The sequence below is a fragment of the Xanthobacter oligotrophicus genome (assembly GCF_008364685.1).
In the GTDB taxonomy this organism is placed as follows: Bacteria; Pseudomonadota; Alphaproteobacteria; order Rhizobiales; family Xanthobacteraceae; genus Xanthobacter; species Xanthobacter oligotrophicus.
Genome location: NZ_VTTL01000002.1, coordinates 346157 through 368076, shown reverse-complemented (window position 1 = coordinate 368076; position 21920 = coordinate 346157). Strand labels below are relative to the sequence as shown.

At 69.0% G+C, this 21920-nt stretch carries 21 protein-coding genes and 1 other RNA gene; 10 read left to right on the top strand and 12 right to left on the bottom strand.

Annotated features, from left to right (window positions below; translation table 11 throughout):
- Nucleotides 1-23: 23 nt before the first annotated feature.
- Both FZ033_RS04555 and FZ033_RS04550 read right to left on the bottom strand, forming a co-directional pair.
- Nucleotides 24-950: a BKACE family enzyme gene (locus FZ033_RS04555; protein WP_269149850.1), complete on the bottom strand. Its 927-nt coding sequence runs from the start codon at nucleotides 948-950 to the stop codon at nucleotides 24-26.
- Between the two features lie 22 nt (nucleotides 951-972).
- Nucleotides 973-1746, bottom strand: coding sequence for a cyclase family protein (locus FZ033_RS04550; RefSeq protein ID WP_232847326.1), 774 nt, complete (start codon nucleotides 1744-1746; stop codon nucleotides 973-975).
- Between the two features lie 177 nt (nucleotides 1747-1923).
- Between FZ033_RS04550 and FZ033_RS04545 the strand changes: the two genes are divergently transcribed.
- A complete protein-coding gene (locus FZ033_RS04545) occupies nucleotides 1924-2670 on the top strand; it encodes a TetR/AcrR family transcriptional regulator (RefSeq protein ID WP_188079301.1) in 747 nt (248 codons plus the stop codon).
- 289 nt (nucleotides 2671-2959) lie between these two features.
- On the opposite strand, the gene FZ033_RS04540 is transcribed toward FZ033_RS04545, so the two are convergent.
- The 4 genes from FZ033_RS04540 to map all read right to left on the bottom strand — a co-directional run bounded on the left by FZ033_RS04540 (nucleotide 2960) and on the right by map (nucleotide 6816).
- Nucleotides 2960-4276: a glycosyltransferase gene (locus FZ033_RS04540; RefSeq protein ID WP_149574953.1), complete on the bottom strand. Its 1317-nt coding sequence runs from the start codon at nucleotides 4274-4276 to the stop codon at nucleotides 2960-2962.
- Nucleotides 4277-4318: 42 nt separating this feature from the next.
- Entirely contained in the window at nucleotides 4319-4906 is a 588-nt protein-coding gene (locus FZ033_RS04535) for a TetR/AcrR family transcriptional regulator (RefSeq protein ID WP_149574952.1), read from the bottom strand.
- 358 nt (nucleotides 4907-5264) lie between these two features.
- The gene (gene radC, locus FZ033_RS04530) at nucleotides 5265-5969 is read right to left on the bottom strand and encodes a RadC family protein (RefSeq protein ID WP_149574951.1); all 705 of its coding nucleotides are present in this window, start codon (nucleotides 5967-5969) and stop codon (nucleotides 5265-5267) included.
- Between the two features lie 19 nt (nucleotides 5970-5988).
- Nucleotides 5989-6816, bottom strand: a complete 828-nt coding sequence (gene map / locus FZ033_RS04525; RefSeq protein WP_149574950.1) for a type I methionyl aminopeptidase — start codon at nucleotides 6814-6816, stop codon at nucleotides 5989-5991.
- Nucleotides 6817-7017: 201 nt separating this feature from the next.
- On the opposite strand from map, the gene mutL reads away from it, so the two are divergent.
- Nucleotides 7018-8877 carry a DNA mismatch repair endonuclease MutL gene (mutL, locus tag FZ033_RS04520; protein ID WP_149574949.1) on the top strand — a complete coding sequence of 620 codons (1860 nt, stop codon included), beginning with the start codon at nucleotides 7018-7020 and terminating at the stop codon, nucleotides 8875-8877.
- Nucleotides 8878-8945: 68 nt separating this feature from the next.
- Here mutL and FZ033_RS04515 read toward each other — a convergent pair whose 3' ends face one another.
- The 5 genes from FZ033_RS04515 to tolQ all read right to left on the bottom strand — a co-directional run bounded on the left by FZ033_RS04515 (nucleotide 8946) and on the right by tolQ (nucleotide 13815).
- Nucleotides 8946-9734 (bottom strand): inositol monophosphatase family protein, encoded by a 789-nt coding sequence (locus FZ033_RS04515; protein ID WP_149574948.1) that lies wholly within the window; start codon nucleotides 9732-9734, stop codon nucleotides 8946-8948.
- 409 nt (nucleotides 9735-10143) lie between these two features.
- The gene (gene tolB, locus FZ033_RS04510; RefSeq protein ID WP_149574947.1) at nucleotides 10144-11496 is read right to left on the bottom strand and encodes a Tol-Pal system beta propeller repeat protein TolB; all 1353 of its coding nucleotides are present in this window, start codon (nucleotides 11494-11496) and stop codon (nucleotides 10144-10146) included.
- Between the two features lie 80 nt (nucleotides 11497-11576).
- Nucleotides 11577-12530 (bottom strand): cell envelope biogenesis protein TolA, encoded by a 954-nt coding sequence (locus tag FZ033_RS04505; protein ID WP_149574946.1) that lies wholly within the window; start codon nucleotides 12528-12530, stop codon nucleotides 11577-11579.
- A 7-nt stretch (nucleotides 12531-12537) separates the two neighbouring features.
- Nucleotides 12538-12996, bottom strand: a complete 459-nt coding sequence (gene tolR, locus FZ033_RS04500) for a protein TolR (RefSeq protein WP_138399736.1) — start codon at nucleotides 12994-12996, stop codon at nucleotides 12538-12540.
- Nucleotides 12997-12999: 3 nt separating this feature from the next.
- Nucleotides 13000-13815 carry a protein TolQ gene (tolQ, locus tag FZ033_RS04495; RefSeq protein ID WP_232847325.1) on the bottom strand — a complete coding sequence of 272 codons (816 nt, stop codon included), beginning with the start codon at nucleotides 13813-13815 and terminating at the stop codon, nucleotides 13000-13002.
- 394 nt (nucleotides 13816-14209) lie between these two features.
- Here tolQ and ssrS point away from each other — a divergent pair.
- The 4 genes from ssrS (at nucleotide 14210) to FZ033_RS04475 (ending at nucleotide 16767) form a co-directional block, all read left to right on the top strand.
- A non-coding RNA gene (gene ssrS / locus FZ033_RS04490) (6S RNA) lies at nucleotides 14210-14363 on the top strand.
- A gap of 28 nt (nucleotides 14364-14391) precedes the next feature.
- Nucleotides 14392-14979, top strand: coding sequence for a 5-formyltetrahydrofolate cyclo-ligase (locus FZ033_RS04485; protein WP_149574945.1), 588 nt, complete (start codon nucleotides 14392-14394; stop codon nucleotides 14977-14979).
- Between the two features lie 50 nt (nucleotides 14980-15029).
- Nucleotides 15030-15851: a TIGR00282 family metallophosphoesterase gene (locus FZ033_RS04480; RefSeq protein WP_149574944.1), complete on the top strand. Its 822-nt coding sequence runs from the start codon at nucleotides 15030-15032 to the stop codon at nucleotides 15849-15851.
- Between the two features lie 166 nt (nucleotides 15852-16017).
- Nucleotides 16018-16767 carry a YebC/PmpR family DNA-binding transcriptional regulator gene (locus FZ033_RS04475; RefSeq protein WP_149574943.1) on the top strand — a complete coding sequence of 250 codons (750 nt, stop codon included), beginning with the start codon at nucleotides 16018-16020 and terminating at the stop codon, nucleotides 16765-16767.
- A gap of 134 nt (nucleotides 16768-16901) precedes the next feature.
- Here FZ033_RS04475 and FZ033_RS04470 read toward each other — a convergent pair whose 3' ends face one another.
- Nucleotides 16902-17330, bottom strand: coding sequence for a MerR family transcriptional regulator (locus FZ033_RS04470; protein WP_149574942.1), 429 nt, complete (start codon nucleotides 17328-17330; stop codon nucleotides 16902-16904).
- A gap of 481 nt (nucleotides 17331-17811) precedes the next feature.
- On the opposite strand from FZ033_RS04470, the gene FZ033_RS04465 reads away from it, so the two are divergent.
- The 4 genes from FZ033_RS04465 (at nucleotide 17812) to ruvA (ending at nucleotide 21902) form a co-directional block, all read left to right on the top strand.
- Complete coding sequence (locus FZ033_RS04465; RefSeq protein WP_149574941.1) at nucleotides 17812-20145, top strand: tetratricopeptide repeat protein; 2334 nt, start codon at nucleotides 17812-17814, stop codon at nucleotides 20143-20145.
- An 82-nt stretch (nucleotides 20146-20227) separates the two neighbouring features.
- The gene (gene ruvC, locus FZ033_RS04460; RefSeq protein ID WP_149574940.1) at nucleotides 20228-20737 is read left to right on the top strand and encodes a crossover junction endodeoxyribonuclease RuvC; all 510 of its coding nucleotides are present in this window, start codon (nucleotides 20228-20230) and stop codon (nucleotides 20735-20737) included.
- A gap of 94 nt (nucleotides 20738-20831) precedes the next feature.
- Nucleotides 20832-21257 carry a DUF1772 domain-containing protein gene (locus FZ033_RS04455; RefSeq protein ID WP_149574939.1) on the top strand — a complete coding sequence of 142 codons (426 nt, stop codon included), beginning with the start codon at nucleotides 20832-20834 and terminating at the stop codon, nucleotides 21255-21257.
- A 27-nt stretch (nucleotides 21258-21284) separates the two neighbouring features.
- Complete coding sequence (ruvA, locus tag FZ033_RS04450; RefSeq protein ID WP_149574938.1) at nucleotides 21285-21902, top strand: Holliday junction branch migration protein RuvA; 618 nt, start codon at nucleotides 21285-21287, stop codon at nucleotides 21900-21902.
- Nucleotides 21903-21920: the final 18 nt, after the last annotated feature.

Here is a 21920-nt window from a genome sequence, read left to right as displayed (position 1 = left end):
CTTCTCCTCACATGTCCTTCTCCTCAGAAGCTCACCTTGTCGGCGCCCTTGAGGCCGAGTGTGGCGCGGGCCTCGTCCGGGGTGGCGATCTCGTGGCCGAGTTCTTCGAGGATGCGGCGGATCTTCGTCACCTGCTCCGCATTACTGGAGGCGAGCTTGCCGCGGCCAATGAAGAGGCTGTCCTCCAGCCCCACCCGCACATTGCCGCCCATCATCGCCGCCTGCGTCGCGAACGGTATCTGGTGGCGGCCCGCGGCGAGCACGGACCAGTGATAGTCCTTGCCGAACAGCTTGTCGGCCGTGCGCTTCATGAACATCAGATTGTCCATGTCCGGCCCGATGCCGCCGAGAATGCCGAAGATCAGCTGCAGGAACACGGGCGGCCGGAACCAGCCCTGGTCGAGGCAGTGTGCGAGGTTATAGAGGTGGCCCACGTCGTAGCATTCATGCTCGAACTTGGTGCCGTGCTCCTCGCCCAGCATCCTGTAGATGCGCTCGATGTCGCCGAACGTATTGCGGAAAATGAAGTCCTTCGTGCCGGTGAGGTAGGGCTCCTCCCAGTCGTGCTTCCAGTTGGAATAGCGCTTCGCCAGCGGGTGCAGGGCGAAATTCATGGAGCCCATGTTCAGCGAACACATCTCCGGTGCGGCCTTGAGCGGCGCGGCGAGGCGGTCCTCGACCGTCATGTTCAGGCCGCCGCCGGTGGTGATGTTGATCACCGCATCGGTCGCCTGCTTGATGCGCGGCAGGAACTCCATGAAGACGGCAGGATCGGGCGTAGGCCGGCCGTCGTTCGGATCGCGGGCGTGCAGGTGCAGGATGGCGGCGCCGGCTTCCGCCGCGGCGATGGCCTGCTCGGCGATCTCGTTGGGCGTGATGGGCAACGCGTCGGACATGGTGGGCGTGTGAATGCCGCCCGTCACCGCGCAGGTGATGATGACCTTGCTCAAGACATGTCTCCGCGAAATGCGTTCAATCGGGAAGGATGGCGACGGCCCGCGTCCAGCCGGCGGAGGCGGCGCGCACCTTCACCGGGAAGCAGCTGATGGTGAAGCCGGTGGAGGGCAGCGCTTCGAGATTGTGGAGCTTCTCGATCTGGCAGTAGCCCTTCTCGCGCCCGGCCTTGTGGCCTTCCCAGATGAGGGAGGCATCGCCGGTCTCGGCAAAGCGGCGGGCGGTGAAGGAAAAGGGTGCGTCCCAGCTCCAGCCGTCCGTGCCGACCACGCGGATACCCTGGTTCACGAGGTGCAGCGTGGCGTCGCGGCCGAAGCCGCAGCCTTTGTCGACGTAGTCGGCCCGGCCATAGGCGGCGCCGGCGGCGGTGTTTGCCACCACGATGTCGAGCGGGCTCAGCGTATGGCCGATGCGGGCGAGTTCCGCATCGATCTCGGCGGGGGTCACCACATGGCCATCCGGCAGGTGGCGGAAGTCCAGCTTCACGCCGGGGCGGAAGCACCAGTCGAGCGGGATTTCGTCGATGGTGATCGCCCGCGCGCCACCATCCATGGTGGGGTGATAATGCCAGGGCGCATCCACATGGGTGCCGTTGTGGGTGGAGATGTGGGCAGTTTCAACAGCCCATCCCATGCCCTCGGGCAACTGCTCGGGCGTCAGGCCCGGAAAGGCGGCGCACAGGGTCGCCGCGGTTTCTGTGTGGACGGAATAGTCGATGCGGACCCGCTGGAACGGCGGGTCCGCAGGCACGTCGTTTTCCAGCGGAATGGAGATGTCGACGAATCTTGGCACGGCGTCCTTGTCCTCCCCTGCCCGTCTTGCCAGCGTCGTTCTTGCGGGCTTCATTTTGTACAGTCGTACATGTTATTGTACGACTGTACAAGATGCTGCGCGACGGCTGCTGCGGCCATGGCCGCTGAGCGTGACACTGCGTCTGGTGCGGGTGCAGCGGCAACGCTAGAAGGGGCCATGAAGACGACCAAGAAGACATCTTCAGCCATGCGCTCCGCCTCGCCTTCCGGACAGGGGAAAGGCGCGCGCCGCTCGGCAGTTGCGCCCGGTGACCCGCAGCGGCCCGACCGCCGGCAGGACATTCTCGCCAGCGCGGAATTTCTCTTCGCCGAGCGGGGCTATGCCGCCGTCTCGGTGCGCGACATCGCCGCCCGCGCCGGCGTGCCGGTGGCGCTGGTGGGGTATTATTTCGGCCGCAAGCCGGAGCTGCTCGCCACCGTCTTCGCCCACCGCCAGGCCAATCTTGACGAGCGCATATCCCGCATCCGCGAGATTGGGGCGCGGGGCCCTGGGGCGGGGCGTGTCGAGGAGATCGTCGCCGCCTGGGCGGAGCCGGTCGTGCGGCTTCACGGCTCGGCGAGTGGCGACAGCTTCTCCTTGCTGGTGGCCCGCACGGCCTGGGACCCTGGGCCTGAAGCGACCGAGATCATCGAGAGATTCTACGATCCGCTGGTCCGCGCCTTCCTGGAAGCCATGGCCGTGGCGTTGCCGGACTGCCCACAGGACCGGCTGCTCTGGGCCTACGAATATGCCGTCGGCGCCCTGCTGATGTATGTCGCTGACAAGCGCATCGAACGCCTGTCCGAGGGCAGGGCGACGGCGGGCGACCCGGGGCTGTTCGATGATTTCGTGCGGTTCGTCACCGCCGGCCTCAATGCCATGTGCGGCTGCGCGCCACCTCGGTCAATGGAATGTCGGGCATAGAGGCCAAGCTTCGCCGGACCGACTATGAGTAACCTCCATCAAGCTGATGCCGCCGAACAAGCCGAGCGGCGTGCCACGGGTCAATGACCGAGCCCCCTCTGGTGGCCTCCTTCGCAGCGACAACGCTCTCCACGGCCAACTCTTCCCCCGGGCCGGAATAGAACCGCGGCTGGTGAGCGTGCCCCGGCGCGGATCACGTCCACGCCGGGGCACGGCTCCTCGTTCCTCCGCCGCGGGGGAATGCGGAGGTCACGACCACAAGAAATGGGAAACGTAGGAGGCGGCTGCGTCAGGCCGCGCAGATCGGACGCGCCTGACGTCGGGCCGCGAGGCCTTCGATCTCCGCAACGAAGCGCTCGCGCGCCGGCGTCTCGGTACGCAGGGCATCTGCGATCCTGCGCGCATTCTGCGCGAATGCGGGCTGATCGATCAGCCGGCAGATGGTTGCGGCGATGGTGCCGGCGTCGCTCGCCGGGTCTAGCCTCAGGCCTGCGCCGCGATATTCGACGCGCGCGGCATTCTCGTTCTGGTCGCGGCCCATGGGCAGGACCAGCAGCGGCACGCCGTGCCGGAGCGCGCGCAGGGTGGTGCCGTGCCCGCCGTGGGTGATGGCCAGGGTCGCCCGCGGCAGGATCGCCTCATGGGAGGCGGACGCGACGATCCGCACATTGGGACGGGCCGGAAGGTCGGAGGCTTCGAGCATGTCGCCGAGCGTTACGATCGCCTCCACCGGCAGGGCGCCGAGCACCTCCACGAGGCGGGCCAGCACGGCACCCTGTCCCTGTTCCGTGGTGCCGAACGAGACCAGCACGCGCGGCCCCGCCGCCCCCTCGAAATCCTCCCCGCTCCCCGCGGCCCAGCTCGGTTCACGCAGCAGCGGCCCGATGTAGCGCACGCCCTCGGGAAGCCCGGCGACGGGAAAATCGAAGGCCGGGCTCGTCGCCAGCAACTGGAGATCGGCCGCGCGCATCTGGTCGAACACGCGGGCGAGCGGCTTCAGTCCCAGCGACATGCGCGCGGCGTTGAGGTGCGGAAGGAAGCCGTTCCACAACGCCTCCACCGCCCCGGCGACCCCACGGTCGCGCTCATGGTCGGCGGTGCTCGCGGCCGGAAGGAAGCCGGGACCGAACGGGGGATGTCCCGGCAGCGGGGAAAGGGAGACGTTGGGCGCAAGGACCGCGGTGGGGATCTGCGCCACCTCCCCCGCCAGCACACTGCCGAACAGCAGGTCGCTGGCGACCAGCACGTCGGCCGGGCGCACTGTCATCACATCGATGAGGTCGCGCGCATAGGCCTCGGAGGGGCCGAGGAAGATCCGCTCGGACCAGGCCGCCATGACGGCGAACGGATCGGGCCACTCGTCGTCACGTACCGGAGCACTCGCAGCCAAGCGGTCGGGCCGGTTCGGCGCCCGCTTCCAGCCCACGAAATGCGCGCCCGTCGCCCGTGCGTCGCTGGCGATGGAATCGTCGGCGACGAGGGTCACGTCGTGGCCGCGGGCGCAGAGCGCCTCGACGGCGGCAATTGTCGGCGGCACGTTGCCGCCGCCCTCCCATCCGGCCACGACGATGCGCAGCCGGCCCGTGGGGGCCAGTGTGGGTTCCATCTCCATCCTCCTTATATGCCGGCGTTCGGGCGCCGGCGCCCTTCACTCCTCGCGGAGCAGCCGCTCCACGATCTGCGTCATCAGGCGCTGCGTCCGCTCGGCATCGTGGCCCTGCCGACGACGCATGAGGTGCCAGACCCACACGTCCGTCACCGCCAGAAGCTCGGCGAGCAGGTCGTCCCGCCGTTCGCCTTCGCGCTTGTCGAGCCACGGGCGGAACATGTCCGTGATCCATTCCCGGTGGCCGCGGCGGCCCTGGTCCAGAACCGCGCCGAACTCGGGAATGCGATCCTCCTGGTTCAACGTGCGCACCACCAGATCGCCGCTGCGCTCGTAGTCGGCAATGAGGACGGCGATGATGCCAGCGAGGTCGGCTGGCGCGTACTGCCAGCGATGCGTCCGGATCGTGCTGTCCTGCTGCGCCGCGAGCGCGCTCAAGAGCCCGGCCTTGTTGCCGAAGCGGCGGATTACCGTCTGGCGCGTGGTGCCGGCTGCGGCGGCGATCTCGTCCAGGGTGACCTCGTCGAACCAGCGCGTCTCCATCAGCGTCGCGAAGGCCTCGACGATCTGCTGCTCGGTGCCGCGCACCGCGCTCTCCCGCGCCACCTGCCGATAGGGCCTCGCCGCCATGATCAACTCCATTTCGAGTTACATTAAGTAACACGAAATATGAGCCTGTCAATGGCACCCGCATGGTGTTGCCGGTGGCGCAGACCCTACTCGGCCTGTCGCAACTGGTGCTCACCAATGCCGAGGAGATGGAGCGGCGGGCGGCTCCCTGGGATGCAACGCCGTGTGGGTCCGCGTTCAGGGGGGCGCCTGCTGAACGTCCGGATCCCGCGGCCAAGCCCATGCCTGCTTCTGGCGCGAATTCTGACAATCGCGGGCGCGAAGCCGCCCCGCCGATGTACATGCTATTCTACGCTAGAACGCCCCCGCGCTCCGAAGCGGCTTCACTTCATCCCGCAAGTGGTGTGTTCTGACCGCGTCAGATCAGCCGCAGCCCCTTCAGGCTGGCGTGACCGTCCTTGCCGACGATGATGTGGTCGTGCACCTCGATGCCCAGGGGCTTGGCCACGTCGATGATCTTGCGCGTCATGTCGATGTCGGCGCGCGATGGCGTCGGGTCCCCTGACGGGTGGTTATGGCAGAGGATGATGGCGGAGGCGGAGACCTCCAGCGCCCGCTTCACCACCTCGCGGGGATAGACCGGAGCGTGGTCGACGGTGCCGGTCTGCAGCACTTCGTCGGCGATAAGCTGGTTGCGCTTGTCGAGGAACAGCACACGCACCTGCTCGCGGTCGGCATAGGCCATGGCGGTGCGACAATAGTCGATCACCGAACTCCAGGACGACAGCACCGGCCGCCGCTTCACCTGTCCTTTCGCGAGGCGCTGGGCCGCCGCCTCCACCACCTTCAGCTCGGTGATGATGGCGTCCTTCACCCCCGGAACCTCGGCGAGCAGGGGCACCGGCGCGGCCACCACCTCGGCGAAGGAGCCGAAGCGGTCCACCAGCGCCTTGGCCAAGGGCTTCACGTCCCGCCGCGGCACGGCCCGGAACAGCACCAGTTCCAGCAGCTCATAATCCGCGAGAGCCTGCGACCCCGCCTCGCGGAAGCGCGCGCGAAGACGGTCGCGGTGCCCATGAAAATGGGGCGCTTCGTTCAGGCCGTCTTCCGGCGCCTCGGCCATCAGCGTGTCCGGCTCTTCCTCAGGCGGAGATGTAGGGCGGCTGGTGGTAGCCCTTGGGGCTCAGGGTGAAGATCTCGACGCCGGTCTCGGTCACGCCCACCGCGTGCTCGAACTGGGCCGAGAGGGAACGGTCGCGGGTGACGGCGGTCCAGCCGTCAGACAGCACCTTCACGTGAGGGCGGCCCAGATTGATCATGGGCTCCACGGTGAAGATCATGCCCGGCACCAGCTTCGGCCCCTCGCCGCGTCGGCCCACGTGCACGATATTGGGCTCGTCGTGGAACACCTGGCCGACGCCATGGCCGCAGAAGTCGCGCACCACGCTCATGTGCTGCGGCTCCACGAAATCCTGGATGGCGGCGCCGATGTCACCCACATGGCCGCCGGGGCGGATCGCCGCGATGCCGAGCATCATGGCGTCGTAGGTGACCTCCAGCAGACGCTCGGCCCGGCGCGGGATGGCGCCAACGGGATACATGCGGCTCGAATCGCCATACCAGCCGTCGAGCACCAGCGTCACGTCCACATTGACGATGTCGCCCTCGCGCAGGGGGCGGGCATTGGGCATGCCGTGGCACACCACGTGGTTCACCGAGGTGCACACGCTGAAGCGGTAGCCGCGATACATCAGGGTCGCCGGATAGGCGCCGTGATCCAGGGCGAACTCGTAGATCAGGCGGTCGATGGCGTCGGTGGTGACGCCGGGCGCCACCATGTCGGCCACGGCGTCGAGCGCCTGCGCGGTGAGTTGCCCGGCCTTGCGCATGCCCTCGAAGCCTTCCGGCCCGTAGAGCTTGATATGGCCGGTCTTGCGCAGCGGCGCGTTGGCCGCCTCAACATAATTCATGGGTCACGCCTTCAAGGCTGCGCCTTTCGCGCCGCCGCTCACGAAATTTCTCTTCCCACAGATTTAGGCCAAGCGGCCGGCAAAGCAAGCTTCGCTCTGTTTCTGGCTCCGGTGGCCCATTGGGAGAGGATCCGTCGCCGGCTTCGCGCGGCCGCCGTGGGGCCTTAAGATCGCCGATCCCGAATCGTAACCCAAGCCGCCATGCTCATCCGCCGCCTGCCTCCCGTGCTCATCGACCGCATCGCCGCTGGCGAGGTGGTGGAGCGGCCGGCTGCCGTGGTGAAGGAACTGGTGGAGAACGCGCTCGATGCCGGCGCCCACGCCATCGAGGTGGTGATCCAGGGCGGCGGCCGACGCCTGGTGCGGGTCAGCGACGACGGCAGCGGCATGGGGCCGGATGACCTCGCCCTGTGCGTGGAGCGCCACGCCACCTCCAAGCTCGCTGGCGAAGACCTCCTGTCCATCTCCACCCTGGGCTTCCGGGGGGAGGCGCTGCCCTCCATCGGGTCGGTGGCGCACCTTTCCATTGCCAGCCGGCCTAGGGATGCGGCCCACGCCTTCGAGGTGCGGGTGGACGGCGGGGTGGTCACGCCGCCACGCCCGGCCGCGCTGGGCGGTGGTACGCGGGTGGAGGTGCGGGACCTGTTCTATGCCACGCCGGCCCGCCTGAAGTTCCTGAAATCCGACCGGGCCGAGGGCGCGGCGGCGGCGGACGTGGTGCGCCGCCTGGCGCTGGCGCGGCCGGACGTGGCTTTCACCCTCGTCACCGACGAGCGCGCGGCGGTGACCTTCCCGGCCCGTGCCGATGACGAGGAGGGCCGCGCCGCGCGCCTCGCCGACGTGCTGGGGGCGGAGGCGGGGCGCAATGTGGTGGCGGTCAATGGCATCCGCGACGACGTGGTGCTGGAGGGCCTCGCCGGCCTGCCCACCTTCTCCAAGGCCAATTCGCTCAGCCAATATCTGTTCGTGAATGGCCGACCGGTGCGCGACAAGCTGCTGATGGGCGCGGTGCGCGCGGCCTATGCCGACCTGTTGCCGTCGGACCGCTATCCGGTGCTGGCGCTGTTCATCAGCCTCGACCCGCGCGACGTGGACGTGAACGTGCACCCGGCGAAGACCGAGGTGCGGTTCCGCGACGGCGGCAATGTGCGCGCGCTCATCGTGCGCACCCTGTCCGATGCGCTGGGCGCGCGCATCCCCTCCACCGCCGGCACCATGGCCGACCGGCTGGTGGCGCTGGCTCGCACGCCGGAGCTGGCGGCGCGGCCTTCGTTCCCACCCGCCGCGCCGTTCACGGCCCCCGGCGGCGGGGCCTTCGCGGGCTTCCGGCCGGCGCCGGCCCTGGATTATGACTGGCGCCAGTCTCCGGCCCGGCCGATGCCATCCGGGCTGGGGGAGGAGGAGCAGGCACGGCTCGACATCGCCGAACCCTCGGCGGACGCGCGTGCCGATGCCGCGCCCCTCTCCGCCGTCGACCTCGACCGGCCGCTGGGCGCGGCGCGGGCGCAATTGCACGAGACCTATATCGTCGCCCAGACCCGCGAGGGCCTGGTGCTGGTGGACCAGCATGCCGCCCACGAGCGCCTGGTCTATGAGAAGCTGAAGGCGGCGCTGGCGCGCGACGGCGTCGGCCGGCAGGGGCTGCTGATCCCGGCGGTGGTGGACCTCGACCCCGCCGATGCCGACCGCCTCACCGAGCGCGCCGCCGACCTTGCCGCGCTGGGCCTGGTGCTGGAGAGCTTCGGTCCCGGCGCGGTGCTGGTACGGGAGGTACCGGCGCTGTTGAAGGACGCGGACGTGACCCGTCTCGTCACCGACCTCGCCGAGCACGCCGCCGAATGGGACGACGCCTTGCCGCTGGAGCGGCGCCTGCTCCACGTGGCCGCCACCATGGCCTGCCACGGCTCCGTCCGCGCGGGTCGGCGCCTGAAGGTGGAGGAGATGAACGCCCTGCTGCGCGAGATGGAGGAGACGCCCAACGCCGGCGAGTGCAACCACGGCCGGCCGACCTTCGTCACCCTGTCGCTGAAGGATGTGGAGAAGCTGTTCGCCCGGCGGTGAGGGGGCGCTTCAAACGACAATGCCCGGCACAGGGCCGGGCATTGCGTGAAGCGGGGACTGCGTCGCGCTCAGGCGCTTTTCAGCAGGCGCATGAGGTCGGAGCGGATGATCTCGTTGCCGGCGATGACGGAGCCCTTGTCCAGCATCTTGTCGCCGTCCGACAGGTCGGTGACGATGCCGCCCGCCTCGCGCACCATCACGATGCCCGCCGCCATGTCCCATGCCGAGAGGTCGCGCTCCCAGAAGGCGTCGAAGCGGCCCGAGGCCACCCAGGCGAGGTCGATGGCGGCAGATCCGGTGCGGCGGAGGCCCGAGACCTGGCCCTGTACCTTCTCCAGCTCGCGGTTGAACTTGGCATGGTCGCCCCGGCCGAGATGGGGCAGGCCGCAGCACACCACGCTGTCGGCCAGCTTCTTGCGGCCAGCGACCCGCAGGCGGCGGTCGTTGAGATAGGCGCCCTGGCCGGCCTCGGCCACGTACAGCTCGTCCATCACCGGATTGAAGATGACACCCGCCACCGGCACCCCGTTGCGCACCAGCGCCAGCGAGATGGAGAAGATGGGGATGCCGTGCAGGAAGTTGGTGGTGCCGTCGAGGGGGTCCACCACCCACACGTTGGAGGTGTCGGCGCCTTCCACCGCGCCGCTTTCCTCCATGAGGAAGCTGTAGGTAGGCCGCACCCGCAGCAGCTCGGCGTGGAGCGTCTCCTCCGACTTGCGGTCGGCGGCGGAGACGAAATCGCCCGGCCCCTTCATGGAAACCTGAAGCTGCTCTACCTCGCCGAAGTCGCGGGCGAGCGCCCGGCCCGCCTTGCGGACGGCCTGGACCATGACGGTGATGAGCGGCGTGCGGATCATGAGGAAACCTGAAAATCGGGCCGCGGCCGGCGCGCGTGTCGCCGGGGCCTGCGGCCGGGGAAAGGGTTGGGTGAGCGTGTGCCCGCCCGCGGCGTGGCCGTCAAGCGGCGGGGGTGCAGGACAGCGCTGCGCGGGCAACGGGTGCGGGCGGCTTCGGCCATCCCGCCGGCGGGGGCGGCTGCCCGTCCGTTTGGCCCCCTCCCCATCCCTCCCCCGCACGCGGGTGAGGGGCTAGGCTGCATCAGGTGGAAAGGCCGCTTGCGGGTTCCCGCATGCTGGTGAACCCTCCCCCGCACGCGGGGGAGGGCAGGGTGGGGGCGGATGGTTCCGCAATCCCGCCGCCGGGCGTTCGTCCCCAATGCCCTCCACTCTCCGAGGCGGGAGAAGCGGCGGACGGTCGCCGCCGTCCTCAGGAGCGCAGCGGCGACCAGGCGGGGTCGGAGGCGTAGCTCGGGGTGGGGACGCGCTGCTCGTTGTAGCCGGTCACGTCCACCGAATAGAGCGACGGCCCGGAGGCGCCGCCCGGATCGCGGAAGAACATGATGACGCGGCCGTTGGGCGCGAACGTCGGCCCCTCGTTGTGGTAGCCCTCGGTGAGCACGCGCTCGCCCGAGCCGTCGGTGCGCATGACGCCGATGGCGAAACGCCCGTCGCCCTGGCGGGTGAAGGCGATCCAGTCGCCCTTGGGCGACCACACCGGCGTCGAGTAGCGCGCATTGCCGAAGGAAATGCGCCGCGCGCCGGAACCGTCGGCATTCATCACATAGATCTGCGAGGTGCCACCGCGATCGCTCTCGAAGCAGATCTGCCGGCCGTCCGGCGAATAGCAGGGGGCGGTGTCGATGGCGGCGGTGTCGGTGAGGCGGGTGGTGGCGCGCGAGCGCAGGTCCATGACGAAGATGTTGGAATTACCGCCCTGTTGCAGGCTCATGATCACCCGCTGTCCGTCCGGGGCGAAGCGCGGCGAGAAGCTCATGCCCGGGAAGTTGCCGACGATCTCGCGCTGGCCGGTCTCGATGTTGAGCAGGAACACCTTGGGGTCACCCGCCCCGTAGGACATGTAGGTGATTTCCTGGCTGGTGGGCGAGAAGCGCGGGGTGAGCACGAGGCCGTCGCCGCGCGAGAGGTAGCTCACGTTGGCGCCGTCCTGGTCCATGATGGCGAGGCGCTTCACCCGCCGCTCCTTCGGCCCGCTCTCGTCCACGAACACGATGCGGGTGTCGAAATAGCCCTTCTCGCCGGTCATCTTCTCATAGATGGCGTCGGCGATGATGTGGGCGATGCGGCGCCAGTTGTCGGGCTGGGCCACGAACTGCTGGGCGGCGAGCTGCTGGCCGGCGAACACGTCCCACAGCCGGAACACCACCTGGAAGCGCCCGTCCGCCTGCCTCGTGACGCGGCCGGTGAGCAGCGCCTGGGCGTTGATGACGCGCCAGTCCTGGAAGCGCGGCGTATCGGGATTGGTGATCTGCTCCACGAACGCCTTGGGGTCGATGGGCGCGAACAAGCCCGAGCGCCGCAGGTCCGCGGTGATGACGCCGGAAATGTTGCGGCCGATCTCTGGCTCGCCGAGCAGGTCGGTGATGGCGATGGGGATGGGCTTGAAGGCGCCGGGGGTGAGGTCGATGCGCGGCTGCGCGGCACCCGCCGTGCCCGCACCCAGTCCGGAGCCGAGGCCGGCGAGGCTCGCGGCGGCAAGTCCGGTCTTGATGAATGCCCGGCGTCCCATCCCGAGCATGGCCGGCCGTCCGAACCCGTTCATTTATATCCCTCGTTTTCCATGCGCTGCGCCGCGCGCCGCCATCTCGATCGGGAGCCTCTGTGCTCCGTCCGGACGCGGCATCAGCGGCTGAACAGCTTGTCGTTGAGCGTGATCGGAAGGGTCTTCCAGTTGGCGTAGGTTTCCGGCCGGAACATCTTGTAGGGCTGGCAGGCCATGATCGCCCGGATGCCGTTCATGGCGTAGGCCTGGAACGCCGGCTGGCCGGACCCCGGCTGGCCCGGCTCGATCTGGGGCGCGCCGGCGACCGTGCCGTCCTTGTTGAGGTAGATGTTCACGTCCACCCGGATGTTGCGGTCGAGATTGCCGCCGTCCGTCGACCAGCACTCCATCACCCGGCGCCGGAAGGCGTCGATCTCGCTGGCGGTCAATTGCTGGCCCTCACCGCGCGGCGAGCCGAGCGAAGAGGTGGTGGACACCTGCTCCGCGCTCGCCACCTGGCGGGACGGGGCGCGCTTGTCCAGCAACTGCTTGATCTGGTCGGTGTTGAACTCGCTCGGCGCCGCGTTGGCTTCCACCGGCTTGGGCTGCTCCTTCGGCGGCGCCGGCTTGCGCGGGGGCAAAGGCGCGGCGGCGGCCTCGGTCTTCGCCTCGTCCTTGGGCTGCTCCTGCTTCTTCTGCTCGGGCTTGGGGGCCAGCTCCGCCTGTTCCTTGGGCGGGGAGGGCTCCACCTTCGCGGGCGCGGCGTCCTTCGGCAACGGCTCCACCTTGGGGGGCGGCGGCGGCGGGGGAGGGGGCGGAGCGGTGGCTTCCACCGGCGCCTTTTCGCTCGCCTTCAGCTTGGCGTCCTCGACCGGGGTGGGATCGCCCACTTTCTCGGCAATCTGCTTGGGCTTGTCCAACTTCGGCGCGTTGCGGGCGCCCTTGGTGAGCTTGGTGTATTCGGAGATGGAGACCACATCCACCGGCAGCGATTCCGTCACGGGCTCAAACGGCTTCGCCCCGGTGAAGGACACCAGGGTCAGAACGAGGACGCCCGCATGCAGGAGCGTCGATGCCGCAATCCCCGCGCGCATCGGCCCGTCAGCCTCCCTGTTCCACTTCGGTGACCAGGGCCACCTTCTTGAAGCCCGCGCCGGACAGGCGCCCCATGACCCGCATGATTGCCCCGTAGTTCGCCTTCTTGTCGCCCCGTACAAAGACGCGCTCGTCAAAGCCGCCGCGGGCCTGGGTCACTGCCTGCAACTTCGAGACCAGATCCTCGTACTTGATCTCGCTGTCGCCGAGGAAGATCTGGCCGTTTTCCTTCACCGAGAGGGTGATGGGTTCCTTGTTGTCCTGGTTCACCGCATTGGCCTGCGTCTGCGGCAGGTCGATGGGCACGCCCACGGTCAGGAGCGGCGCCGCCACCATGAAGATGATGAGCAGCACCAGCATGACGTCCACCATGGGCGTCACGTTGATCTCGGCCATCACGGGCGGCGCGCGACGGCGCGAACGCCGGCTCTGCCATCCTCCCGCTCCGCCTCCCGCCATGCCCATGGATCAGCCCCGCTCGTCGATCTGGCGCGAGAGGATCGCGGAGAACTCGTCCGCGAATCCCTCCAGCCGCTGGGCCTGACGCCCGGTCTGGGAAATGAACTTGTTGTAGAAAATCGTCGCGGGGATGGCCGCAATGAGGCCCATCGCAGTCGCGAACAGGGCTTCGGCGATGCCCGGCGCCACAACCGCCAGCGAGGTGTTCTTGGAGGCGGCGATGGACTGGAACGAGGTCATGATGCCCCACACCGTGCCGAACAGGCCGATGAACGGCCCCGCCGAGCCCACGGTGGCCAGCACCAGCAGGCGCGATTCGAGCCGCTCCACCTCGCGGGCGATGGTCACGTTCATCACCTTGTCGAGGCGCTGGTTGAGGCCGGCGAACGAGCGGGCGCTGCCCTCATAGGTGCGCTTCCACTCCCGCATGGCGGCGACGAAGATGGCGGCCATGCCCTGGTTCGAGCGCCCGGCCAGGGTGCGGTAAAGGTCTTCCAGGCTCTGGCCGGACCAGAACACCTGCTCGAAGCGGTCCATCTCGCGCTTGTTGCGGGAGAACAGCATCGACTTGTCGATGATGATGGCCCACACCCAGATGGATGCGGTGATGAGGCCGATCATCACCAGCTTCACGACGAAATGGGCCTGCAGGAACAGGCCGAGGAAGGAGATGTCGGTGGAGGGCGCCGCCAGCGGGGCCTGGGAGAGGTCCTGCGCGAAGCCCGCCACGGGCAGCAGAGCCACCGCCACGGCGAGGCCCGCCGCGGCCAGCGGCACGGGGCGAAGGCGGGACACGATGCCGGGACGGCGTGTCAAATCAGTCATTCTCGGCTCCGCTGCCCCTCCCGTACGGAAGAGGTGCTTCTGCGCTCGGGTGCCAGGCATGCGCCTGGCCCAAAGCCTCAGGCTCCCGGGGCGGCGCGCTGCCGCTCGGAAACGTCTCGGCCGGACACCCGTTCGAAGTTCGCTGGCTCTTTGAGCGAGCGAGTCTGTCCAAACTTTGACGGGCCAGCCGGTTCGTGCTGCGGTGCGAAAGTTTCGCGGCACGCAGGAAGCTGTGCACGAACAGGCTTAATGGCGGGTTAGCACGGGGGCCGAACGTGGCGGATCCCTTCGGTTTCCTCCGATGCGGGCCTTTCCACGCCTCTCGAAGCGTCTGCGAGTGCCTATCACGCTGTTGGGGCTGGCGCTCGGGCAGCCGGGTGCCTACATTGGTGAGGCGGGGCTGCGGGGCACGTTAGGAGACATTTCCCCGGGGCCTTATCGATCCTTAAGGGAGCTGTCCCTGACCTCGTCCCTGGACTTGGACACACGGCGCCCACCTACGTTGTAGGTTCCCGGGATCGAACTCCGACGGCTTCTGTGGCTCCGCACATTTTCTGGACAAGCCGACTTCTCTCCATGGACATCGCCGCCGAAAAGAAACGCCTGCGCGCCCTCGCGCTCGGTCGTCGCGCGGCCATGGGCGAGGCGGGCCGCGCCGCGGCCTCCCGCGCGGCCGCAAACCAAGCCCTCGCCGCCGCGGGTGCTGTCCAGGGGCGCACTGTCGCCCTTTTCGCGCCATTCCGGGACGAGATCGACACCGCGCCGCTCGCCAGTGCCCTGCGCGACGCCGGCGCGGTCCTCGCCCTTCCCGTCATCATCGCCCGCGACCGGCCGCTGCTGTTCCGCCGCTGGGACAAGGACACGCCGCTCGTCCCCACGGGCGCCTTCCGCATTCCCGAGCCGGGGCCGGAGGCACCGGAGATCATCCCCGAGCTGCTTCTGGTGCCGCTGGCCGCCTTCGACCGGCGCGGCTTCCGCATCGGCTATGGGGCCGGCTTCTACGATCGCACCCTCGCCCTGCTGCGGGCGCAGTGGCCGGTGCGCGCCCTCGGCTTTGCCTTTGCGTGCCAGGAAGTGGATCAGGTGCCCGTCGAGACCCATGACGAGCCGGTGGACATGATGGTAACGGATATCGAAGCTTGGGCCGTCGGCCCGCGCGCCTGATCCGGCCCCGGCCCCCGCCAAGGCCCCCGCTGCTCATTGGACCCCTCTGAATGCGTATCCTGTTCCTTGGTGATGTGGTCGGACGTCCCGGCCGGGAATGCGTCGTCTCCCGCCTGCCGGGCCTCGTCAGCGACTGGAAGCTCGACCTCGTGGTGGTGAACGGGGAGAACGCCGCCGGCGGCTTCGGCATCACCGAGGCCATCTATGGCGAGATCCTCGCCGCCGGCGCCGACGCCATCACCCTCGGCAACCACGCCTTCGACCAGCGCGAGGCCCTCGTCTTCATCGAGCGTGCGCCGGCTCTGGTGCGGCCTATGAATTATCCCGCCGGCACGCCCGGACGCGGCGCTGCCCTCGTGGAAGCCAAGAACGGCGCGCGGGTGCTGGTGATGAACGTCATGGGCCGGGTGTTCATGGATCCGCTGGACGATCCCTTCGCCGCCCTCGACCGGGCGCTGGATGGCGCCGCCTTGGGCGAGATGGTGGACGCGGTGGTGGTGGACGTGCACGCCGAGACGACCAGCGAGAAGCAGGCCATTGGCCATCATTGTGACGGGCGCGCCTCCCTGGTGGTGGGCACCCATACCCATGTGCCCACAGCCGATTACCGTATCCTCTCCGGCGGCACCGCCTACATGACAGATGCCGGCATGTGCGGCGCCTATGACGGCGTCATCGGCATGGACAAGGAAGAGCCCCTGCGCCGATTCACCCGCAAGCTCGCCTCCGGCCGCTTCGAGCCGGCGACGGGGCCGGGGACCCTCTCCGGCGTGGCGGTGGAGACCGACGACCGCACCGGCCTTGCCGTGCGGGTTGCCGCCGTGCGCCTCGGCGCCGGGCTTGAGGAGGCGCGGCCGGCCTTCTGGGCCTGACGAAAGGGGAGGCGGGAGCCGGCGTCTTGGGCCGGCGTCATGCTGCACCCGCTTTCTTGCGCTTTTGGCTGCCGCGGACCTATAAGGCCGGCTCCAGTCAACAGATCGGTCCGGGCAGCGCTGCAGTGGCGGGGCGCGGGATTGAAATTCAAGGAATGGTGGCGGCATGGCCGGGCATTCGCAATTCAAGAACATCATGCACCGCAAGGGGCGGCAGGATGCGATGCGCTCCAAGCTGTTCTCCAAGCTGGCGCGCGAAATCACCGTCTCGGCCAAGATGGGCCTGCCCGATCCCAACATGAACGCGCGCCTGCGCGCCGCCATTCTCGCGGCCCGCGCCGAGAACATGCCCAAGGACAATATCGAGCGGGCCATCAAGAAGGCGGCGGGCGCCGATGGCGAGAATTACGACGAGATCCGCTACGAGGGCTACGGGCCCGGTGGCGTCGCCGTCATCGTCGAGGCGCTGACCGACAACCGCAACCGCACCGCCTCTGAAGTGCGGTCCTTCTTCACCAAGTCCGGCGGCAACCTCGCCGAGACCGGCGCGGTGTCCTTCATGTTCGACCGGGTGGGCGCCATCGAGTTCGCCCCCGAGAAGGCCGACGCGGATGCCATGATGGAAGCCGCCATCGACGCTGGCGCCGACGATGTCACCTCCTCCGAGCACGGCCACGAGGTGATCTGCGCCGCGGATAACCTTGCGGAAGTGCAGCGGGCGCTGGAAGCCAAGTTCGGCGAGCCGAAGAAGGCCTCGCTGGTCTGGCGGCCGCAGAACACCGTCGCGGTGGACGACGAGACCGGCGAAAAGCTGCTGCGCCTCGTCGAGAACCTCGAGGATAATGACGACGTGCAGAACGTCACCGCCAATTTCGAGCTGTCCGAAGCCTTGCTCGCCAAATTGAACGCGGAGTGAGGGCGGAACGCCACCTGTGAGGGGCGGCTCTTGCGGGTAGATCCAGACTCAAAAAGGCACGGACTGATCGGTCCGTGCCTTTTTGTTTGGTCGGGTCGAAACGGTCAGGCCATTGCGACCTGACCGGATCTCGATCAGGCGGCGAGGGAGGTCGCCATGGTCTTCAACTCGGCGATGGCGGCATCGATCTCGGTGCGCTGGCGCTCCAACTGGGCGAGCTGGGTCAGGCAACGATCGCGGGTCAGCGACAGGCTGGCTTCCTCGCCGTCATGGGCGGCGACCAGGGCGCGGATCTCGGCCAGGGTGAAGCCAAGGTGCTTGCCCTTCAGGATAACCGTCAGGCGGCGGCGGTCGGCTTCCGAATACAGGCGGGTCATGCCGTCGCGACGCGGCGAGAGCAGGCCCTTGTCCTCATAGAAGCGCAGTGCCCGCAGCGTGATGCCGAACTCGCGGGCAAGGTCACCGATGGTGAAGAGAGGGCTCTCGCGAGAGCCCTCCGCGACCGCCGGGCCGGTGTGAAACGCCGGGGTCGCGAACCCCTGCTCGAAGGTCTTGGCGTCCATACGTCTGGTCCCCTTCGCACCCCCGGCCGCCGCAGGGCGCTCGGCACGGGAAATTGGATCGGTGTGCATCGGTGTGCGTCGTGATTGCGTCGTCGCGGCATGCCGCAACGCAAACAAGGCTTACCGTCCAGCCGGCGCCGTGGGGAGGGTTTGCGGGCTACCGTTGGGGAAAGTAACAGTTACAACATAGCGTTCTCAATGGCTTGAAGCCCCTCTCGGGAAGGTTCTTCAGTGACGTTACGGCACCTCGGACGCCTGCTCGGAGCCCGTTGGCGCGCGGCCGGCTCCACATGGCGCGGCGGAGAGGGGCAAATCGACGCGACGTTAACCGCGGATTTACCAAGAATTGAAACCCTCTGTTCAGTGAATCACCGCGAATGGGCACGGTAATAAGAAACCTCTCAACCCGTGCCCCGGGGAGGCCCGAATGGAGCGGACGGAACGCACGGCCCGGATGCGTGCTGCGGCAGGATCTGCCCCCATGTGGGCGGACACGCGCAGCGAGATGCCTGATGTCCCGGCCTGGGACGTGTTCGACATCCAGGCCTCGACCATCGAATCCCTGCGCGGCGAGGTGAGTGCCCTGCGCGATCGCCTGTCCAACGCCGCGCCCAAGCGCGCCGTGCAGGAGATGGACAAGGCCATCACCCTTCTGTGCCGGCGCGTGGATGACATCCGCGCCGCCGGGGCGGTGCGCGAGGATGCAGACCACGCCTTCGCCGAGGAACTCGCCGCCATCAGGGTCGGGGTCGCCGCTCTGCGCGAGCCGGCCCATGTGCGCGCCCTTCAGGACGGCCTCGACGCCCTGGCGCGCCGGATCGACCTCATGGCCGCCCGCGCGGTGGACCCGGTGGAGGTGGCCCGGCTGACCGGGCAGATGGAGGAGATCCACCATCTGGTGCTTTGCGCCGCCGAGCGTCATGACGACACCACTGCCCTTCACGCCCTGACCCAGCGTCTTCAGGCCTGCGCCGAGGCTGTCGCGGGCGCCGGCGAGGAGACGGTCCGGCGCGTCGCCGAGGCCACCGGCGCCTTCGAGCGCAAAGCCGAGGCCCTGCTCAGCCGCGTGATCGAGGTGGAAGCCCGCGCCCGTGCCGGTGATTCGGCGGCCGCGCAGGACCTGCAAGGCTCGCTTTTGGGCGCGCTCGAAGGCGTTCACCGCCGCCTGGATGCCATGTCGAGCACCATTTCCGGCCAGGTCACCAGCCTGTCGCCCACCATCGGCGCCGAGATGACGCAGCGTCTGTCGGACCTGTCCGAGCGCATCGCCGCGGCCGAGGAGGCCGGAAAGGCCGCCATCGCCCCCCTCGCCGACGCGGTGGAGCGCACCCTTGCCGATCTGAGCGCCCAGTTCAGGGACACTCACGCGCGCCTCGACCGGCTGGACGACATCGAGATCCAGCTCCAGCACATGGTCGCCGAGATGCGTCAGGTGCGGGAGACCACCCATGTGGCGACCGCCGAGGCGGTGGCCGCAGTGGCGGCCAAGGTCTCCGAGGATCCCGACGGCGCCGCCGTGGTGGGGCTGAAGCGCGGCCTTGCCGCGCTTGAGGCGCGGCAGGACGAAATCGAGCGCCGCGCCGGCGAGATGCTGGCCGCCGAACTGGAATATGAATTGCGCGATATCTCCGTCGCCCTGGACCGCGACGGGGAGGGCACCTTCGCGCCCCGCCCGGCGCCCCGGACGGCCGAACGCCCGGCCGCCTCGTCAGAGGCCGAGGTGGACGAGCCCTTTTTCGACGCAGCGTCATTTTCTGCCGACGCGGCGGATGCCGCTGCCGGCGCGCCCTGGCCCCGGAGCCCCCGCCGCGCCGACCGGGCCGGCCCGGCCCCGTCCGAAGGAGTCGATTCGCGCCCTCGCGTCGATCGCCGTGCCCGCCGGGACCGGACGCGCGACAAGCGCGCGCCAAAGGGGTTCGTCGCCGGGCTGTTCGCCCGCAAGCGGCAGGTGGCCATGGTCGCGCTCCTCGCCGGTGCCACCACCGTCTTCGCCGGCACCGCCGTGGGCCTGGCCTGGCGCAACGGGCCGGACCTGCTCTCGGGCGTGACCCAGGCCCTGCGGCGGCTGTCCGCTCCGGCCGTGGCCGGCGTAACGGCGGGCGACCTTCCCGCCGCCATCGGCCCGACCGCGCTCCAGGCCGCCGCGCGTGCCGGCGATCCGGCCGCCGCCTTCCTGGTCGCCGGCCGCTATGCGGAGGGCCGGGGCGTGGAAGCGGATCCCGACGCCGCGGTGAAATGGCTGGCGTTCGCCATGCAGCGCGGCTCCGCCCCGGCCGCGCACCGCCTCGGCGCACTTTACGAATCCGCCGGCCGCGACCTGGGCGAGGCCCGGCGGTTTTATGAATGGGCGGCCGGGCAGGGCAATGTGCGGGCCATGCACGCCCTCGCCATGCTGCTGTGCTCCGGCAACGGGCAGACGCCGGACTGGGAAGGCGCGGTACGCTGGTTCCGCGCCGCCGCCGAGCTGGGCTTCCGCGACAGCCAGTACAATCTGGGCGTGGTCTATGCCCGCGGGCTTGGGGTCGCGGCCGATGCAGGCGAAGCCTTCAAGTGGCTGAGCCTTGCCGCCGTCCAGGGCGATGACGACAGCGGCCGCAAGCGCGACATCCTCGCCCGCGAGGCCGATGGCGCCACCCTCACCAAGGCGCAGCAGGCGGTGGCTGCCTTCGCTCCCGGGCCGCAGAACGTGGCCGCCAACATCGTCGAGATCCGTCCGGAATGGCAGGAGGAGAGCGCAGGCACGCCGGTCGCCTCGCTTCCGGGCCGTTCCAAGAGCGCGACCCGCCTTGCCAGCACCGCGGCGGCGGTGAAGTGAGCCGCCGCCCGTCCGCGTTGCCCCTCGTGTCGGATTTCGAGTTGCCCTTTCCTTGCCGGCGCGCCTCCCCCACGGTGCGGCCATGGACCTGAACGCGATTCGCATCCTCGGCCTCGATCCGGGCCTGAGGCGTACCGGCTGGGGGGTGATCGACGTCACCGGCTCCCGCCTCGCCTTTGTCGCCTGCGGCACCATCCTGCCGCCGGAGCAGGCGCCCATGGGCGAGCGGCTCGCCCATCTGCACCGCGAACTGCTGGGCGTGATCGAGCGCTTTTCCCCCCAGGAGGCGGCGGTGGAGGAGACGTTCGTCAACATGAACCCGTCATCCACCCTGAAGCTGGGGCAGGCCCGCGGCGTAGTGCTGCTGGCGCCGGCCCAGATGGGGCTGCCGGTGTCAGAATACGCCGCGCTTCTGGTGAAAAAGAGCGTGGTGGGCGCCGGCCGTGCCGAAAAAGCGCAGGTGCGCATGATGATCGGCATCCTTTTGCCCAAGGCCACGCCCGAGACCGAGGACGCCTCCGACGCGCTGGCGGTGGCGGTCACCCACGCCCATCATCGCGGCGCGGCTGCGCGCGCCCGCGCGGCGCTGTAGAGTCCCGGGTCATTGTGTTCACCGCATTTTCTTCACGCGAACCGGAATCTCCTTCGCTCGAAAATGCTGGTGTCTCTCACCGCGGGGGGCGGGCATGATCATCGGACACTTGGCGCTGGTCGTGGCCGCGCTGTTTACCGGCGCCGCCTTCTATATCAATGCCGTGGAGCAGCCGGCGCGGCTGGCGCTCGACGACGGGGCGGCGCTCAGGCAATGGAAGCCTTCCTACAAGCGGGGCTTCGCCATGCAGGCGACCCTCGCCCTGATCGGCGCGGTGCTGGGTGCGGTCGCCTTCAGCCGCGACGGGGACTGGCACTGGCTCGCCGGCGGGGTGCTGATGCTGGCCAACTGGCCCTATACCCTCATCGGCATCATGCCCACGAACCGGCGCCTGCTGGCGACGGCCGAGGCCGACGTCGAGACGCGGCGCCTCATCACCAATTGGGGCCAGCTGCACATGGTGCGCACCGGGCTCGGGGCGCTGGCCACTTTCGTCTTCCTGTGGGCGGCGGTGACCTGATGCCGTTCCAGCCCTGAAAGGCTTGTGATGATCGGAAAGCTGAAGGGCGTCGTGGACACGCTGGAGGAGGACCATGTGATCCTCGATGTCCATGGCGTGGGCTATCTCGTGCACTGTTCCGGCCGCACGCTCTCAGCCCTGCCGCGGGCGGGGGAGGCGACGGCGCTGTTCATCGAGACCCATGTGCGCGAGGACCAGATCCGCCTGTTCGGCTTCTCCTCGGCGGCGGAGCGCGACTGGTTCCGCCTGCTGCAGGGCATCCAGGGCATCGGCACCAAGACGGCTCTGGCTGTGCTCTCTACCCTGAGCGCATCGGAGCTGACGCAAGCCATCGCGCTGGGCGACAAGGCCACGGTGGCGCGGGCGCCGGGGGTGGGGCCGCGGGTGGCGACGCGCATCATCACCGAGCTGAAGGACAAGATGCCGGGCTTTTCCGCCTCCGAACCACTGGTGGCCCAGCTCGGCGGCGGCGGTGTCGCCCCGGTGCAGGGGGGCGCGGCGGCCGATGCGGTCTCCGCCCTCGTCAACCTCGGCTATGGCGTGCCGCAGGCCAACGCCGCCATCGCCGCCGCCCTGCGTGGGGCGGGGGAGGGGGCCAAGACCGAAGTTCTGATCCGGCTGGGGCTGAAGGAACTGGCGAAGTAGGGGAGAATGCCTTCGGGC

What these genes read in the sequence shown, in the direction of transcription:
- FZ033_RS04545 (WP_188079301.1), top strand. Translation starts at nt 1,924, where the DNA reads ATGAAGACGACCAAGAAGACATCTTCAGCCATGCGCTCCGCCTCGCCT.
- FZ033_RS04540 (WP_149574953.1), bottom strand. Translation starts at nt 4,276, where the DNA reads ATGGAACCCACACTGGCCCCCACGGGCCGGCTGCGCATCGTCGTGGCC.
- FZ033_RS04535 (WP_149574952.1), bottom strand. Translation starts at nt 4,906, where the DNA reads ATGGCGGCGAGGCCCTATCGGCAGGTGGCGCGGGAGAGCGCGGTGCGC.
- radC (WP_149574951.1), bottom strand. Translation starts at nt 5,969, where the DNA reads ATGGCCGAGGCGCCGGAAGACGGCCTGAACGAAGCGCCCCATTTTCAT.
- map (WP_149574950.1), bottom strand. Translation starts at nt 6,816, where the DNA reads ATGAATTATGTTGAGGCGGCCAACGCGCCGCTGCGCAAGACCGGCCAT.
- mutL (WP_149574949.1), top strand. Translation starts at nt 7,018, where the DNA reads ATGCTCATCCGCCGCCTGCCTCCCGTGCTCATCGACCGCATCGCCGCT.
- FZ033_RS04515 (WP_149574948.1), bottom strand. Translation starts at nt 9,734, where the DNA reads ATGATCCGCACGCCGCTCATCACCGTCATGGTCCAGGCCGTCCGCAAG.
- tolB (WP_149574947.1), bottom strand. Translation starts at nt 11,496, where the DNA reads ATGAACGGGTTCGGACGGCCGGCCATGCTCGGGATGGGACGCCGGGCA.
- FZ033_RS04505 (WP_149574946.1), bottom strand. Translation starts at nt 12,530, where the DNA reads ATGCGCGCGGGGATTGCGGCATCGACGCTCCTGCATGCGGGCGTCCTC.
- tolR (WP_138399736.1), bottom strand. Translation starts at nt 12,996, where the DNA reads ATGGGCATGGCGGGAGGCGGAGCGGGAGGATGGCAGAGCCGGCGTTCG.
- tolQ (WP_232847325.1), bottom strand. Translation starts at nt 13,815, where the DNA reads ATGACTGATTTGACACGCCGTCCCGGCATCGTGTCCCGCCTTCGCCCC.
- FZ033_RS04485 (WP_149574945.1), top strand. Translation starts at nt 14,392, where the DNA reads ATGGACATCGCCGCCGAAAAGAAACGCCTGCGCGCCCTCGCGCTCGGT.
- FZ033_RS04480 (WP_149574944.1), top strand. Translation starts at nt 15,030, where the DNA reads ATGCGTATCCTGTTCCTTGGTGATGTGGTCGGACGTCCCGGCCGGGAA.
- FZ033_RS04475 (WP_149574943.1), top strand. Translation starts at nt 16,018, where the DNA reads ATGGCCGGGCATTCGCAATTCAAGAACATCATGCACCGCAAGGGGCGG.
- FZ033_RS04470 (WP_149574942.1), bottom strand. Translation starts at nt 17,330, where the DNA reads ATGGACGCCAAGACCTTCGAGCAGGGGTTCGCGACCCCGGCGTTTCAC.
- FZ033_RS04465 (WP_149574941.1), top strand. Translation starts at nt 17,812, where the DNA reads ATGTGGGCGGACACGCGCAGCGAGATGCCTGATGTCCCGGCCTGGGAC.
- ruvC (WP_149574940.1), top strand. Translation starts at nt 20,228, where the DNA reads ATGGACCTGAACGCGATTCGCATCCTCGGCCTCGATCCGGGCCTGAGG.
- FZ033_RS04455 (WP_149574939.1), top strand. Translation starts at nt 20,832, where the DNA reads ATGATCATCGGACACTTGGCGCTGGTCGTGGCCGCGCTGTTTACCGGC.
- ruvA (WP_149574938.1), top strand. Translation starts at nt 21,285, where the DNA reads ATGATCGGAAAGCTGAAGGGCGTCGTGGACACGCTGGAGGAGGACCAT.